General features: G+C 64.4%; 14 protein-coding genes and 1 pseudogene. 6 read left to right on the forward strand and 9 right to left on the reverse strand.

All coding sequences use genetic code 11. The features are described from left to right. Positions 1–30 precede the first annotated feature (30 nt). Positions 31–2,727 (forward strand): UvrD-helicase domain-containing protein, encoded by a 2,697-nt coding sequence (locus P9230_RS03990; protein WP_278117519.1) that lies wholly within the window; start codon positions 31–33, stop codon positions 2,725–2,727. Positions 2,728–2,769: 42 nt separating this feature from the next. On the opposite strand, the gene P9230_RS03995 is transcribed toward P9230_RS03990, so the two are convergent. From P9230_RS03995 to P9230_RS04015, 5 genes are all read right to left on the reverse strand, one after another. After that, the gene (locus tag P9230_RS03995; protein ID WP_095779023.1) at positions 2,770–3,822 is read right to left on the reverse strand and encodes an ABC transporter permease; all 1,053 of its coding nucleotides are present in this window, start codon (positions 3,820–3,822) and stop codon (positions 2,770–2,772) included. Continuing rightward, complete coding sequence (locus P9230_RS04000) at positions 3,822–4,616, reverse strand: ATP-binding cassette domain-containing protein (RefSeq protein WP_127240840.1); 795 nt, start codon at positions 4,614–4,616, stop codon at positions 3,822–3,824. Before P9230_RS04000 ends, P9230_RS03995 begins: the two co-directional genes overlap by 1 nt. Before the next feature lie 86 nt (positions 4,617–4,702). Beyond that, complete coding sequence (locus P9230_RS04005; RefSeq protein ID WP_278117521.1) at positions 4,703–5,716, reverse strand: substrate-binding domain-containing protein; 1,014 nt, start codon at positions 5,714–5,716, stop codon at positions 4,703–4,705. A gap of 93 nt (positions 5,717–5,809) precedes the next feature. Continuing rightward, complete coding sequence (locus P9230_RS04010; RefSeq protein ID WP_197504177.1) at positions 5,810–6,715, reverse strand: sugar phosphate isomerase/epimerase; 906 nt, start codon at positions 6,713–6,715, stop codon at positions 5,810–5,812. Continuing rightward, positions 6,715–7,746: a Gfo/Idh/MocA family oxidoreductase gene (locus P9230_RS04015; RefSeq protein ID WP_278087842.1), complete on the reverse strand. Its 1,032-nt coding sequence runs from the start codon at positions 7,744–7,746 to the stop codon at positions 6,715–6,717. Before P9230_RS04015 ends, P9230_RS04010 begins: the two co-directional genes overlap by 1 nt. A 197-nt stretch (positions 7,747–7,943) precedes the next feature. Here P9230_RS04015 and P9230_RS04020 point away from each other — a divergent pair, with 197 nt between their 5' ends. Beyond that, positions 7,944–8,969 (forward strand): LacI family DNA-binding transcriptional regulator, encoded by a 1,026-nt coding sequence (locus P9230_RS04020; RefSeq protein ID WP_278117524.1) that lies wholly within the window; start codon positions 7,944–7,946, stop codon positions 8,967–8,969. A gap of 244 nt (positions 8,970–9,213) precedes the next feature. Then, positions 9,214–10,681, forward strand: a pseudogene (locus P9230_RS04025) (esterase-like activity of phytase family protein). A gap of 63 nt (positions 10,682–10,744) precedes the next feature. Here the strand turns inward: P9230_RS04025 and P9230_RS04030 are convergent. After that, positions 10,745–11,026 carry a hypothetical protein gene (locus P9230_RS04030; RefSeq protein ID WP_095824909.1) on the reverse strand — a complete coding sequence of 94 codons (282 nt, stop codon included), beginning with the start codon at positions 11,024–11,026 and terminating at the stop codon, positions 10,745–10,747. 149 nt (positions 11,027–11,175) lie between these two features. Here P9230_RS04030 and P9230_RS04035 point away from each other — a divergent pair, with 149 nt between their 5' ends. Then, positions 11,176–12,042: an SDR family NAD(P)-dependent oxidoreductase gene (locus P9230_RS04035; RefSeq protein ID WP_127245794.1), complete on the forward strand. Its 867-nt coding sequence runs from the start codon at positions 11,176–11,178 to the stop codon at positions 12,040–12,042. Here the strand turns inward: P9230_RS04035 and P9230_RS04040 are convergent. The 3 genes from P9230_RS04040 to P9230_RS04050 all read right to left on the reverse strand — a co-directional run bounded on the left by P9230_RS04040 (position 12,029) and on the right by P9230_RS04050 (position 13,918). Further along, the gene (locus P9230_RS04040) at positions 12,029–12,544 is read right to left on the reverse strand and encodes a low affinity iron permease family protein (protein ID WP_066990799.1); all 516 of its coding nucleotides are present in this window, start codon (positions 12,542–12,544) and stop codon (positions 12,029–12,031) included. The genes P9230_RS04035 and P9230_RS04040 overlap by 14 nt on opposite strands. A gap of 255 nt (positions 12,545–12,799) precedes the next feature. Further along, positions 12,800–13,441, reverse strand: coding sequence for a DapH/DapD/GlmU-related protein (locus tag P9230_RS04045; RefSeq protein WP_278117526.1), 642 nt, complete (start codon positions 13,439–13,441; stop codon positions 12,800–12,802). Positions 13,442–13,489: 48 nt separating this feature from the next. Continuing rightward, positions 13,490–13,918, reverse strand: coding sequence for a CreA family protein (locus P9230_RS04050; protein WP_095802437.1), 429 nt, complete (start codon positions 13,916–13,918; stop codon positions 13,490–13,492). Between the two features lie 272 nt (positions 13,919–14,190). Here P9230_RS04050 and P9230_RS04055 point away from each other — a divergent pair, with 272 nt between their 5' ends. Together P9230_RS04055 and P9230_RS04060 are read left to right on the forward strand one after the other, a co-directional pair. After that, complete coding sequence (locus P9230_RS04055) at positions 14,191–14,775, forward strand: SCO family protein (protein ID WP_278087846.1); 585 nt, start codon at positions 14,191–14,193, stop codon at positions 14,773–14,775. Positions 14,776–14,852: 77 nt separating this feature from the next. Further along, positions 14,853–15,725 carry a 50S ribosomal protein L11 methyltransferase gene (locus P9230_RS04060; protein WP_278117529.1) on the forward strand — a complete coding sequence of 291 codons (873 nt, stop codon included), beginning with the start codon at positions 14,853–14,855 and terminating at the stop codon, positions 15,723–15,725. Positions 15,726–15,730 lie beyond the last annotated feature (5 nt).

The following is a 15,730-nucleotide window of genomic DNA, read 5'->3' on the forward strand; positions in this document are numbered from 1 at the left end:
TTCGCTGCCGAATCACTACATTCGGGGGCGATGTCCGGCTTTTCGGAAGACATGCCCTTTTTTGACGAACCGAATGCGCGGCCCGCCGCCCCATCCGGCCTTGCCGCGCGCGCCATGGCCGCACGCAACGCGCAGAACCGTGCGCCCGATTATCTGAACGGCCTCAATCCCGAACAGCGGCTCGCTGTTGAAACGACCGAAGGCCCGGTTCTGGTGCTGGCCGGCGCCGGCACCGGCAAGACGCGGGTGCTCACCACGCGAATCGCCCACATCCTTGCCACCGGCAGGGCCTTCCCCTCGCAGATTCTCGCCGTCACCTTCACCAACAAGGCCGCGCGCGAGATGAAGCAGCGCATCGGCTTGCTGATCGGCGAGCAGAATGTCGAGGGCATGCCCTGGCTCGGCACCTTCCACTCGATCGGCGTCAAGCTGCTGCGCCGGCATGCCGAGCTTGCCGGATTGAAATCCGATTTCACCATCCTCGATACCGATGACGTGGTGCGGCTGATCAAGCAGCTGATCCAGGCCGAAAATCTGGACGACAAGCGCTGGCCGGCCAAGACCTTCGCGCAGATGATCGACAACTGGAAGAACAAGGGCCTTGGCCCCGACGAGATTCCGGAAGGCGACGCGCGCAGCTTCGGCAACGGCAAGGGGCGCCAGCTCTACAAGGCCTATCAGGAACGGCTGCAGACGCTGAATTCCTGCGACTTCGGCGATCTCCTCTATCACCCGATCCGCATCTTCCGCGCCTATCCGGACGTGCTGAAGGACTATCACCGCAAGTTCAAATACATCCTGGTCGACGAGTACCAGGACACCAACACCGCGCAATACATGTGGCTGCGCTTGTTGGCGCAGAGGCCGCAATACTCCCCCCTTGAGGGGGAGGTGTCCGCGAAGCGGACGGAGGGGGTCGCCGCGGAAGGCGCCGCCCAGTCATCAGGCGCCGGAGCGTCGAGCACTGCCGCGAGGACCCCTCCCGACCGGGCTTCACCCGGCCACCCTCCCCTCAAGGGGGAGGGAAACCGGCGTCAATCCACTGTCAACATTTGCTGCGTCGGCGACGACGACCAGTCGATCTATGGCTGGCGCGGCGCCGAGGTCGACAATATCCTGCGCTTCGACAAGGATTTTCCGGGCGCCACCATCATCAGGCTGGAGCGCAACTACCGCTCCACCGCGCATATACTGGGTGCGGCTTCGCATCTTATCGCCCACAATGAGGGCCGCTTCGGCAAGACGCTGTTCACCGACCGCAACGACCCCGAGGACGACAAGGTGCATGTCCATGCCGCCTGGGATTCGGAGGAAGAGGCGCGCGCCATCGGCGAGGCGATCGAGGCCTACCAGCGGCAAAAGCACAACCTCAACGATATGGCGATCCTGGTGCGCGCGTCCTTCCAGATGCGCGCCTTCGAAGACCGCTTCATCACGCTCGGCTTGAGCTACCGCGTCATCGGCGGTCCGCGCTTTTACGAACGGTTGGAAATCCGCGACGCGCTGGCCTTTTTCCGCGTCGTCGCCAACAGCGGCGACGACCTTGCCTTCGAGCGCATTGTCAACGTGCCGAAGCGCGGGCTCGGCGAAGCCACCATCCGCCAGATCCACGACACGGCGCGCGCCATGCAAATCCCGATGCTGGAGGCCGCGGCGACGCTCGCCGAAAGCGACGAGCTGAAGCCGAAGCCGCGCGCCGCGCTCCGCGAGGTCGCGGCCAATTTCGAGCGCTGGCAGAAGGCGCTGGAGACCACGCCGCACACCGAGCTCGCCGAGACCATCCTCGAGGAGAGCGGCTACACCGACATGTGGAAGAACGACCGTTCGGCGGAAGCGCCTGGGCGGCTGGAGAACCTCAAGGAACTGATCCGCTCCATGGAGGAGTATGAATCCCTGCGTTCCTTCCTCGAGCATGTCGCGCTGGTCATGGAGGCCGAGCAAGGCGAATCGCTCGATGCGGTCTCGATCATGACGCTGCATTCGGCGAAAGGGCTTGAATTCGAGACCGTATTCTTGCCCGGCTGGGAGGAAGGTCTGTTCCCGCATCAGCGCGCGCTGGACGAAGGCGGCCGCTCCGGCCTCGAGGAAGAACGCCGCCTCGCCTATGTCGGCCTGACGCGCGCGAAAAAGAACCTGCACGTCTGGTTCGTCTCAAACCGCCAGATCCACGGCCTGTGGCAATCGACCATTCCGTCGCGTTTCGTCAATGAATTGCCGGAAGCCCATGTCGATGTCGCCGATGGCGGCAATTCCTATGGCGGCTATGGCAATCCCTATGGCGGCGGCTCCTTCGCCTCAGGCCGCGGCGGCGGCCGGCAGAATCCCTACGGCGCCTCGCGCTTCGACAATATCGGCGCGGAAAAACCCGGCAGCTTCTCCAACACCTATGCGACACCCGGCTGGCAGCGCGCGCAGGCGAACCGCACCGAAGCGACCGACCGCAACTGGGGCACACGCTCCGGCCACCAGGTCGAACGCATCGGCTATGGCGAGACTGACAGCGGCTATGGCGCCGGCCGCACCTCGGTGAAAGGCCGCACCATCGAAGGCGAACTGGTCGCCAAATCGGTCGCCGACACACCTTCGCCATTCAAGCTCGGCGACCGCGTCTTCCACCAGAAATTCGGCAACGGCAATATTGCCGCCATCGACGGCAACAAGCTGACCATCGACTTTGACAAGGCCGGCCAGAAACGTGTGCTGGACGGGTTTGTCACCAGCGTTTGAGCGGCGGCCGCCAACGGATTACGTCCGAAAACCGCCAGCCTCTCAGCGATACCGCGCCTGGTTCCATTTGTGGCCGAGCAGGGACAGGATGATGATCAGCCCGTTGAAGAACTGCACGTAGAAGCCGCTGAGGCCCGCGGCGACGACGCCGGTCTGGATGAACGACACGGTGACCGCGCCGATCGCGCCGCCGACCACTGTACCGATACCGCCCCAGGTCGGAGTGCCGCCGACGAACACTGATGCCAGCACCGGCAGCAGATAGCCGTCACCCGCCGTCGGCCACCAGGTAAAGTTGATCATCACCGAGAAGGTTCCGGCGATCGCCGCCCCGATGCCGGTGAAGACGAACACCTTGACCCGGACGCGCTGAACGTCGATGCCCATTTGCTTGGCGCTGTCCGGATTGTCGCCGACCACCTTGACCTGGGCGCCGAAGCGGTGGCGGTTGTAGAGCAGCGCCGAAAACACGACGAAGGCGATCGCCCAGAAGATCTGCACCGGGATGCCCCAGAGCTGGCCGGAGAAGATCGCGTAAGCTGAGCTGTCGGCCAGACTGGTCAGCGCCGTCGACTTGCCCTCGTTGATGATCTGGATCAGCCCGCGCAGCAGGAAGTTCATGCCGAGCGTGGCAATCAGCGACGACAGGCCGCCATAGACCACCAGCGATCCGACCAGGAAGCCGAGCAGCGTGCCGGTGAGAAGCGCCGCGGCGATGCCGAGGAACGGATCGTAGCCGGCCTGCACGACGATCGCGAAGGCCCATGAGGCGAAACCCATCGTCGCCGGGAACGATAGGTCGATCTCGCCGCAGGTGACTACGAAGACCAGCGGCACGACAACGAACAGCGCGACGGGAAGCGTCGTCAGCACCGAGCTGTAAAGATACCAGGTGGTGAAGACGGTCGGGTTGGCGATCATGAAGATCGCCATCATGACGATGAACACGGCGAGCGTGCCTAGCGCCGCGCGATTGTCGAGGACGAAGCCGCGCAGCCAGTGATCGGAAGGATGACTCCACTGCTTGCCTGATTCTGTCGGGCCGCTTGCCCTTCCCAGAGGTGTTTGCAGATCGGGTTCCATGGCCTTGCTCATCACGCTCTCTGCTCCGCTCCGCCCGCCTCGTGTAGCCCTGGCAGGCCACCCGGATGCGCGATCTCTTCCATAAAGTTGATGAGGTCGTCGGCTGACTTGACCTCGCTGCGGTCAGCCGTCAACGCCACCTTGCCGCGGTCGAGCACCACGAAGCGGTCGGCGATGTCGAAGACATGATGAATGTTGTGGCCGATGAACAGGATCGAGCGGCCACTCGCCCGCACCTGGCGCACGAAATGGAAGACCTTGGCGGTCTCCGTCAGCGACAGCGCCGTCGTCGGCTCGTCGAGGATAATCAGCTCCGCCTGCTTGTAGATGGCGCGCGCGATCGCCACACCCTGACGCTCGCCGCCCGAAAGCTGGCCGACGATGGAATGCGGCGTGAACACTTTCGAGGTGAAGCCGATCTCACGCATCAGCCGGCTTGCCTCCTCGATCTCCTTGCCGACCTTGAGCCAGCCCATGAAGCCGGTCAGCTCGCGGCCCATGAAGATGTTGCGCACGATCGTTTGCTGCACGGCCAAAGCCCGGTCCTGGAACACCGTCTCGATGCCGGCATCGCGCGAGCGGGCGGCACTCCATCCGGTCACCGGCTTGCCGCGTACGAGGATGTCGCCGCTGGTCGGCTTGACCACGCCGGATAGGATCTTGATCAGCGTCGATTTGCCGGCGCCGTTGTCGCCGATGAGCCCGACCACCTCGCCGCGGTCGACGCTGAGGTTGACGCCGCCCAGCGCATAGACCTGGCCATAGGATTTCGTGATGTCGCGCAGTTCGATGATGCGTTCGCCCATGCGATCCTCGCTTGAACTGTCTGTCTGCCGGCCGCTTGCCGGCGATCCGGCCGGCCGGGCGTATTCCCGGCCGGCAGCCTGGGAGGTTAGCGCAGCGCCTGCTTGGCGAGCTCCGAGACGACCTGATAATTTTCAGGCGTCACGAAACCGGCGCCGGTGTCGACATTCATCGGCGCCAGTCCGAGCACCACCTGCTGGCAGAGGCTGAGGATCGGCAGATAGCCCTGCAGGAACGGCTGCTGGTCGGCCGTGAGCTGCACCCAGCCGCCCTTGAAGCCTTCGACGATCTGCGGGCTGGTGTCGAAGCCGAAGTTGAAGATGTCGCCAGGCTTGCGTCCCGCCGCCTGCATATAGGTGGCGACGTTGCCGAGCATCTGTCCGCCGGGATAGCCGACCGCCTTGACGTCGGGGTGGTTGAGCAGAGCCGCGGTGATCACCGGAATGGCGAGGTTCGGATCGGACGCCCACTCGCCGCTCGGCGGCGAGGACAGCTGGATCACCTCGACACCCGCCTCCTTCAGCGCCGCGACCGTGCCGCGCTCGCGCGCACCGCGATTCTCGTTCTCGAACGGGCCGATCATGATCGCCTTGTCGCCGGACTTGAGCTTGCCGAGCTTGAACGCCTCGGCGCCGAGCGCGCGGCCCTGCTGCTCCTGCTGCGCGCCGACATAGCCGCCGCCGAATGCTTCCACCACCTTCGGCACCGGCACGTTCTGGTACATCATCTTGATGCCGTCCTTATGCGCCTGCTCGGCCAGCGGCATGATCGCGGCATCGCCCGGATGGCCCATCATGGCGATGCCTTGCGGCTTGACCGCGACCGCCTCGCGCAATTGCTGCACCATCTTCTCGACATCCCACTGGGAGAAGATGTAGTCGACCTTCGGCCCAAGATCGGCCGCCGCCTGCTTGGCGCCATTGTAGACGATGGTGCCGAAGGCGTCGCCCTCGGCGCCGCCGACGAAGAAGCGGATATGGACGTCCTTGCACCATTGGGCGTCAAGCGCCTTTGCCGGCAAGGTGGAGATCGAGGCGCAGAGCGCCGCGGCGGCCGCCACGACGGTCGAGCGCAGAACAGTCCTTCTGGTCGTGATGCTCATGCACGTTCCTCCCTTTTGGTCCCTCGCAACGGAGGGTTTCGACGATTGCTTCGGCCGTAGTCTTGGTGGCCGGCTCCTCCCGCCGGCCGGTCCTCACACCGGATTGGGCAGGTAGCTGGCTCCTCCCCTGCACTGCTTCAGATAGCCCAGCGCCCGCACCTGACCGGTCATCTCGAGGTCGCCGCGATAGACCGGGTCGTGCCAGCCTTCGATGTCGATGGCGCCCTTGTAGCCGGCCAGCCGCAATTCGCTGATCACCCGGGTCCAGTCGCTGTCGCCGAAGCCGGGGCTGCGCATCTGCACGAATGGCAGGCGTCCGAACACGCCGTGCTCGCGGATCACGTCCCAGCGCACGGTGGCGTCCTTGCCGTGGACGTGGAAGATACGCGGCGCCCATTTGCGAATCTGCGGAATCGGGTCGATCAGATAGACGAGCTGGTGGCAGGGCTCCCATTCGAGCCCGAGATTGTCGTCGGGCAATTCGTTGAACATCAGCTCCCAGGCGTCCGGGTTGTGGGCGATGTTCCAGTCGCCGCTCGCCCAGTTGCCGTCCATCGCACAGTTCTCGAAGGCGATGCGCACGCCCTTGTCGGCGGCGCGCCTGGCCAGCGGCCCCCAGACCTCGCGGAAACGGGGCAGGCTGTCGGTCAGCGGTTTGCCGCGCAGCCGGCCGGTGAAGCCGCAGACCATCGTGGTGCCGAACAGATGTGCGTTGTCGATGACGGTCTCCCACGCCGCGAGCACGCCGCGGTCGACCTCGCCGTTCTCCAGCGGATTGCCGAACACGCCGATCGATGAGACGGCGACGTCCGCATCGCCGATCGCTTCGCGGATTTCGCCCGCCAGGCGCTTTAGGTCCTTGCCGCCCAGCGTCTGCCAGAAAAAGGGCTGGATGCTCTCGAAGCCGAGCGGCAGGATCTGTTTCACATAGGCGGCCGGGTCGTCGAGATTGGCTCGCACCATGGTGCCGATCCTGATGTCGAGAAGCGGGTTCGGCATCACGGCGTTTCCTTTGCGATTGCGACGCGGCGTGCGGTCTCTGCGCTTTCGATGGCGCCAAAGACCATGGCTAGGCTTTTGATGTTGTCGGTGCCGCGCGTCTCCGGTTCGGTGCCGGTCTCGATCGCGCGCATGAAATCCTGGATGATGCCGAGATGGCCGTCGACTCTGTCGGCCGCGTCGAGCGCCGGCACCTCGATCGACTGGGTCTTGTCGATGATACCGTCGCGGCCGGACGCAACCACCTCGGCCTTCAACCCGTCATGCCCGTCCCACAACAGGCTGCCGCGCTCGGCGACGATGCGCCAGCTGCCTTCCCAACTCGTGCGGAAACCGTCCGCGCACCAGGAGCCGGCATAGGTGAAGACCTTGCCGCCGCCGAAATCGAACACCGCGCTGGCCGACGAGCCCTGACGGTACCAGGAATTGGCAGGCTCCCACTCCTGGCAATAGACGCCGGCCGGTTCGCCGGCGACCATGTAGCGGGCGGCGTCGAACGTGTGGATCGCCATGTCGAGCAAAAGCACGTGGCGCATCTCCTCGCGAAAGCCGCCGAAGTGCGGCGCGACGAAGAAGTCGGCATGGATGCTGGTCGGCTTGCCGATGGCGCCGGAATCGAGGAACCGCCGGATCCGCCTGACATTGGCGACATAGCGCCGGTTCTGAACCACGGCATGGACCCGCCCCGCGCGGCGCGCCGCTTCGATGATGGCGCGCGCATTTTCTGGGCTGTCGGCAAGCGGCTTTTCGGTGAGCAGATGGCAGTTATGGGCAAAGGCTGAAAGCGCGACCTGGCGCCGCGCAGCAGGAACCACGACATCGAACACGGCATCGGGCCGGGTCTGATCGAGAACGGCATCGAGGCTGGTGCCGATGACGGCATTGGGGAGCTCGTACTCGCGCGCCCTCGCCTGTGCCCGCTCGGCATCGAGATCGACAAGGCCGGCAATGGCAAGCCCGTCGATCTGCCTCGCGGCATCGAGCCACTGCCTGCTCATGGCTCCGCACCCGACCAGGACGACCTTCATCATCCAGCGCTCCTCCTCCGCTCGGCCCCTCCAGGCCGAGTGTCACGGCATTTCCGGCTTCACCGTAAACGTTTTTCCGTAAACGTTTACGAGAACACACCCGATGGCGTAGAATGTCAATCACCTGCTCGCGAAAATCGACATGCACTGCTTGGCCTGAAGGACGGCCGGTGCTAGCGAGGTCAGGGGGAGAACCTACCTTGGCGTCCAGCATCCACGATCTCGCGCGTCACCTGAACATTTCGATCGGCACCGTGTCGCGCGCGCTGAACGGCCGCGCCGACGTCAATGCGGAGACGCGCCAGCGTGTGCTCGAGGCGGCCAGGAAGCTGAACTATTCGCCCAACCAGTCGGGCCGCAGCCTGCGCCAGGGCGCCACCCGCTCGATCGCCTTCATGCTGCAACCGCATCCCGGCGACCAGCAATATGGCGAGCCGTTCTTCATTCCGTTCCTGACCGGCCTGCAGGCGCGGCTCGCCGAGCATGAGCTGGATCTGATGGTCGTCATGGGCGAGCCCGGCCAATATCAGCAGGAGAGGCTGCGCCGCGTGGTTGAGACGCGCCGGGCCGACGCGGTCGTGTTGGCCAATACACGGCGGGAAGACGATCGGATCGACTATCTGAGCAAGGCCGGCTTTCCCTTCGCCACGCTTGGCCGAAGTCAATCCGGCGGCGACACCTATCCTTCGCTCGATATCGATTTCGAGAGGGCGGGTGATGAAGCCGTCGACCGGCTGGTTGCGCGCGGCCACCGCCGCATAGCTGCCATCCGCCCTTCGCTTGATCTCAACTTCGGCTACCTGTTCCTCGACGGCTACCGCAAGGCTCTGAAGCGGCACGGCATCGAAGTCGACCCCGGCCTGATCGCCGACGGCTTCATCAACGAGACCGGCGGCTACCAGGTGACGCCGCGTGTCATGCTCTCCAAGAACCGGCCGACAGCCATCATCTTCAACAATGACGCGATGGCGCTCGGCGGCTGCAAGGCACTGGCCGAGATGGGCATCAGGCCCGGCCACGACATCGCGGTGATCGTCATCGTCGACACGCCGCTCTGCCGCTACTTCTCGCCGACGCTGACCGCCTTCCGTCCGGCGCTGGAGCCGATGGGCCGGCGGCTGGCCGAGATGCTGCTGGCGTCACTCCCGGCCCATGCCGGTCCGGAGGGGCCACGCACGATCCGCGAAGTCTGGCCGCTGGAGCTCGTCGCGCGCGAGAGCGATTGAGCACCCTCTCCTTCTCCCCTTGCGGGAGAAGGAGACGCCGAAGGCGACGGATGAGGGTGCTCCAGGGAAAACCAACGTCTCGCTCCGCTGGAACACCCCTCATCCGTCTCGGCGCTGCGCGCCGATCCACCTTCTCCCACATGGGGAGAAGGCAAGTACCCCCACTCCTGTCACGCAAGTATCATGTTCGCGTCCTAGACCCGATGTGACGCCATTCCGGCTCCGCTCGTCACATGGGGACATCATGAAGCACCTCAACCGAACCGTCGCGCTTGGCGCGGCAATCGCCCTGTTCACCGTGCTGAGCCCTGCGCTCGCCGAGGGTGTTGGCTATGTCAACAAGGGGCTGGTCGGCGTTGGCCGCATCCCCGCCAGCCAGAAGGACAAGTTCGGCGAGACCTTTGGTTCGGGCTCCGGCATGGCGATCGACGCCAAGAGCTGGGCGCGTGACGGCGCCGGCTACAAAGGCTCGCTCTGGCTGCTGCCGGACCGCGGCTACAACGTCGCCGGCACCACCGACTACCGGCCCCGCTTGAACACCATTGCAATCGAGCTGACCCCGACCGCTCCGGGTGCTGCGCCCGCCGCCGGCCAGGAACAGTCGGGCGTCAAGGCAACGCTCGTCGACACGATGCTCCTGACCGACGACAACGGCGCCGACGCCACCGGCCTCGATCCGCTCAACGGCGTGCGCCCCGCTGCCGGCGACATGCCGATCCTGCCGCAGGCCGACAACGGCAAGCTTTCGCTCGACGACGAGGCGGTCGTGCGCCTGCCCGACGGCACCATGTTCATTTCCGACGAATATGGCCCCAACATCTATCGCTTTTCGGCCGACGGCAGCCTGATGTCGGCGACGCAGCCGCCGGCGGCCCTGGTGCCGATGCGCCATGGCAAGCCGAACTTCGCTTCCGACAATCCTGGCCCGGGTGCCGCCGAGCCGGATCCCAAGGATCCCGAGACCGGCCGCCAGAACAATCAAGGCCTCGAAGGCATGTCGATGACGCCGGACGGCAAGTTCCTGATCGCCGTGCTGCAGTCGGCGCCGCGCCAGGATGGCGGCGATTCCGGCTCGACCCGCCGGAACACCCGCGCGCTGGTCTATGACGGCTCCGACCTCGCCCACCTCAAGCTGGCGCACGAATATGTCGTACCGCTGCCGGTGTTCAAGGACGCCAAGGGCAAGATCAAAGTGGCCGCGCAGAGCGAGATCGTGGCGCTGTCCGACAAGAGCTTTTTGATGCTGGCACGCGACAGCGGCAACGGACGCCGAGTCGGTCTACCGCAAGATCGAGATCGTCGACCTGTCCGCGGCCACCGATATCGCCAACGGCCCATTCGACGCCGCCGACAAGCCGGTTGCGCCGAAAGGCGTGCTCGATCCGTCGGTGACGCCGGCCAAGCTCACCTCGTTCATCGACATCAACGACAAGGGCGAACTCGGCCGTTTCGGCCTGCACAACGGCGCGCCGAACGACAGGAACAACCTCTCGGAGAAGTGGGAGGCGATGTCGCTGGTGAGCGTGCTGGACCCGAAGCTGCCTGACGACTATTTCCTGTTCGTCGCCAACGACAACGACTTTCTCACCCAGGACGGCTTCCAGGTTGGTGCCCCGTACAAGGCCGAGGATGGCGCCGATGTCGACACCACCTTCCTGGTCTATCAGGTTACCCTGCCCGGCCTGTCGGGGAACAGTCTCGCCGCAAACTAGTTGCGATTACCTGGTTTACGCCGGACAGGCGGTTCGAGCGTCTCGTGGAAAGATAGCGGGTTCTTACTGCCGCATCACTTTCAGTTTTTCTGCCGCCGAGGCGGCAAGGTCGGCATAGCGCTCTTCCAGCCGCTCTGCGGCCTTGATGACGGGAAAGTCATGGCCGAACTTCTCCAGCGCCAGGCGCAGCTTTTCCGCGAAGTCCGCCTGTTGCTCCAGTGCCGAAAACAGGGTCTTGACCTGCGCCTCGCTGATATCGGGGTTGGCGAGCATCTTCGGCACATCCCGGCCCATCTGTTCGCCGGTGGCGGTCTGCTCCTTCAGGATTCCGATCCAATCGGTCAATGCCGAACTCCTTTTCCGGCAGCATGCGCGGGGCAAGCTGCTGCGGTCAACCCATTGGCGGTACCGCCGTCGATCATTGCAGCGATCAAGGCTTGCCTCGCCCCTGACCGGCGTTAAGTTCGGCTCGACCCGGAATAAGGACATCAACCATGACCAGCGACGCCGAAATCCAGACCGCCCTGCCCGCTTTCGCCTCCGGCAATGTCGCCGTCATCACCGGCGGCGCCAGCGGCATAGGCCTGGCCGCCGCGAAGCGCTTCGCGGCCATGGGCATGAAGACCGTGCTTGCCGACATAGGCGGCGTGCGCCTCGACCAGGCCCGGCAGGCGGTCGCCGTCATTGCCGGGGACGATGCCGTTCTCCCTATCCCCACCGATGTCTCCAAGGCCGACGAAGTCGACCGGCTCGCGGAACTCACCTACGGTGCATTCGGTGCGGTTTCGGTGCTGATGAACAATGCCGGCGTCGGCAACAATCCCGGCAAGCCGTGGGAAAACCGTGAAGCCTGGAAACGGCTGCTGGACATCAATTTCTGGGGCGTCGTGCATGGTGTCGAGGCCTTTGCGCCGCGCATGCTGGCTGCGGGCGAGCCCGGCCTGATCATCAACACCGGATCCAAGCAAGGCATCACCACGCCGCCCGGCAATCTCGCCTACAACGTCTCCAAGGCGGGCGTGAAGACCTTCACCGAGGGCCTGGCCCACACGCTGCGCAACGAGCCTGGGGCCAAGCTTTCCGCGCATTTGCTCATCCCCGGCTTCACCTATACCGGCCTGACCGAGGGCGCGACGGAAAAGCCGGCCGGCGCCTGGACGGGCGAGCAGGTGATCGATTTCATGCTGGCATCGCTCAAGCAGGACTACTTCTACATCCTTTGCCCGGATAACGAGGTCGCTCGGCCCATGGATGAAAAGCGCATGGCCTGGGCGATCGGCGACATCATCGAAAACCGCCCCGCTTTGTCGCGCTGGCATCCGGATCACAAGGACGCTTTCGCCGCCTTTATGAACCGCTGACGGGCCGTTCAGGCGGCGCCTTCCTCTTAGAGCTTGCCTTCCGTGGCACGGTCTTGTTGGCGGCCGCCTCAGCGATCTTGCGGTCGCGCCCGGAACCGTTTTTTATCGTCATAGCCTGCTTGGCCGCTGTTTCGGCGATTTTGCGGTCGTGCCGTTTTGCCGCCGCTTCGCATTTGGCGCGGATCTCCTCGACCTCCGATTCCGTCAGGTGCTCGATGCCGATGAAATGGTTGTGGGCCTCGCTGACGCGAATCAACTCGTCGAGCTTGGTCTGGATTGCGGCGCCATCGCGGTTCTGCGTGTTCTGGATCAGGAACACCATCAGGAAGGTGATGATGGTTGTCCCGGTGTTGATCACCAGTTGCCAGGTATCCGAGAAGCCGAAGACCGGGCCAGTCGCGGCCCAGATCACTACGATCAGAACGCAGACGGCAAAAGTCAAAGGCATACCGGCCAGGTGAGCCACCCAATTGGCAACCTTGGTGAAAAGCTTTTCGATCATCCAGTCCTCACAAAACGCAAGAGCGCGGCACTTCGAGAGAAACAAGGGCCGGCCTCTCCGGTTCCCGCCGGCCCGATTTTCCGCCTGCAATCGCATACACGCCAGAGGCGCATGCCGACGAAAAAACACCTTATGCGTTGTTGCCATGGTGCCGGTGCAGGTCGAAAAGCCTGCTCGTTCCGCTTCACGGCGGCTTACCTCCGGCCCCTTCCGCCGCGCCACCCCCGCATGGCGGAAGGGGCGCGCTGCGCGGGTTCAGGTCGCGGCGTTTTCCCAACGATCGAGGAAGGCCTCGATCGGCAACGACTGCATGTCCGGGATCGCCCTGGCGAGTTTTTCCGGCGTCCAGTCCCACCACGCGACGTCTTCAATGCGCGCCGCCACGTCGGCGCTAAAGCGCTGGCGCAAGGGTTTGGCCGGAACGCCGGCGACGACAGCGTAAGGCGGCACGTCATGCGTCACCACTGCGTTGGCACCGATGACGGCGCCATTGCCGATCGTGATGCCTGGCATGATGACGGCGCCATGGCCGATCCAGACATCGTGCCCGATGCTGACCGGCTTTGCCTGCCGCCGCTCTCGAAATGCCGCGTCGACGCCAAGCCAGCGGAAATATTCGTTGGGCCGGTAGCTCACCTTGTGCTGGGTCAGCCGCTCGATCGGATGCTCGAGCGCGTTGATGCGGCTGTTGGCGGCAATGGAGCAGAACTTGCCGATCATCGTGTAGATCGCTTCCGAATGACGCTCGAAATAGGAAAAATCGCCGACCGTCACGTCGCGCAGGATCACCCGCTCGCCGATCGATGTATAGCGGCCAAGCTTGCACCCCTTCAACTCCGCGGTCGGATGGATGCGCGGCTCGGGATCCTTCGCAACGAGATGTTCAGGACGGTCCATGGCGCGGCTTTACGCCCGAGCGATTGCCCCGGCAAGCGTCACCAATCATCATTGCGGCTTGCCCTTGGCCCACACGACGTTCTGGCCATAGAGCGGCACGGTCGTGACCGACATCTTCGCTGAGCCGTTCTGGACCTGGCGCGAATGCGAGAGATAGATCAGCGTCTCGTTCTTCTTGTCGTAGATGCGGTTCACCACCTGTTTCTTCCAGATCAGGCTGAGGCCCTGCTTGAACACCTCTTCGCCGCGCTCGCTCATGTCGATGTCGCCGATTGTGATCGGTCCGGTCTGCCGGCAGGAGATCGACGAGTCCGACGGATCTTCGAACCAGTTGCCCTTGTGCAACCGATCGATGATGCTGCGGTCGAAATAGGCGACGTGGCAGGTGACGCCGTCGACCTTTGGATCCTTGATCGCATCGATCATGATGTCGTTGCCGACCCAGTCGACGCCGACCTTGCCGACCTCGTCCGCCATCGCTGCGCCGGCGCCGAGGGCAACGCAGGCGGCAATCAAGCCGATCAGTTTTCGCAAGGAAGCCTCCTCGGGTTTTGCGTTTAGCCGATGTCAGGTGGGACAGGACAATGGCATTTGCAAGCCATTCGATGATCGTCGCGACGGAGGCGGCAGGTCTCGTGGTTGCGGCAACGCGACCTCTTTGCGCGCGCGCCGCCAAACCGCTAAGACTGTCCCCGAACAGGCTCGCGCCGGATCCGCCGGGCCGCGACGATCGCGACGGATAGTTTCTGATGATGCGCTCAATTCTGGTCGGCATCCTCGTCCTGATGGCGGCGGGCATCGGCTGGCTCACTTTCGACTGGTATCGCGGCCATTATGGCGGCCAGCCCTACGGCGCACCGTTCACACTGATCGACCAGAAGAACGCGCCGATCACCGAGGCCGCGTTCCGGGGCCACCCAAGCGTGGTCTTCTTCGGCTTCACGCATTGTCCGGAAGTCTGCCCGACAACGCTGTTCGAAATGGCCGGCTGGCTGAAGACGATGGGCGACAGCGGCAAGAACCTCAACGCCTACTTCGTCACGGTCGACCCGGAGCGGGACACGCCGCAGATCGTCAATTCCTACGTCGGCAACTTCTCCGACCGCATCACCGGCATCACCGGCGACCCGGACAAGGTGCATGCAATGGCCAAGGCCTTCGGCATCTACTGGAAGAAGGTCGACACCGGCGACGGCGATTACACGATGGACCACACGGCCTCCGTGCTGCTCCTCAACGCCAAGGGCGAGTTCGCCGGCACCATCGCCTATGGCGAAAGCGCCGACACGGCTATTGCGAAGCTGAAGCGGCTCGCAGCAGGCGGCCAGGCGTGATCCCGAACCGAAGGTTTGCGTAGCAACAAGTGGAACCGGTTCTCGGAAATGATCACGCTCAAACATGAGTCGCCCTGATGGGGCAGACCAGGTTCCATTTCACCGCGGGCAAGGCCGAGGCTGACCGCATCTTCGCGGCGCTTGATGCAGCTTTCGAGGACGAAGGCCTGCCGCTTGCCCTGCTGGAGGTCGACGAGGCCAATGACATCCACGAAGTGTCGCTCTATGCCGATGGCGATGTCGATGCCGTCGCAGTCCGGATCAACGGCATACTCGCGGACCTGGCCCTGCCGAAGCAGGTCGAGCGCGAAGCGCTCCCCGACATCGACTGGGTTGCGCGCTCGCTCGAAGGACTGAAGCCGGTCCGCGCCGGGCGTTTCTTTGTCCACGGCGCGCATGATCGCGACAAGCGCCGCAGCGGTGACCTCGCCATTGAGATCGAGGCGGGTCTTGCCTTCGGCACCGGCCATCACGGCACCACGGCCGGCTGCCTCGAACTGCTGGAACAGGTGGTGCTGCGCGAACGCCCCGGCAACGCGCTCGACCTCGGCACCGGCAGTGCCGTGCTGGCGATAGCGCTGGCCAAGCTCGCGCACATCCCGGTGCTGGCGACCGACATCGATCCGGTCGCCGTTCGCGTCGCTGCGACCAATGCGCGACTGAACCGAGTGAAGGCGCTTGTCGAGACGGTGACGGCGCCCGGCTTCCACCATCCGATCTTCTCTAGTCGCGCGCCCTTCGACCTCATCGTCGCCAATATCCTGGCGCGCCCGCTGATGCGGTTGGCGCCTGAGATGGCCAGGCACATCAGGCTCGGCGGCTCGCTGGTGCTCTCCGGCATTCTCGACCGTCAGCGCGATGCGGTGATCTCGGCCTATGTCGGCCAGAGCTTCCGCCACGTCCGCACCTTGCACCGCGAGGGCTGGGTGACCATCCACCTCAAGCGCTGAAAACC

It is taken from the genome of Mesorhizobium sp. WSM4887 (genome assembly GCF_029625865.1).
Lineage (GTDB): Bacteria > Pseudomonadota > Alphaproteobacteria > Rhizobiales > Rhizobiaceae > Mesorhizobium.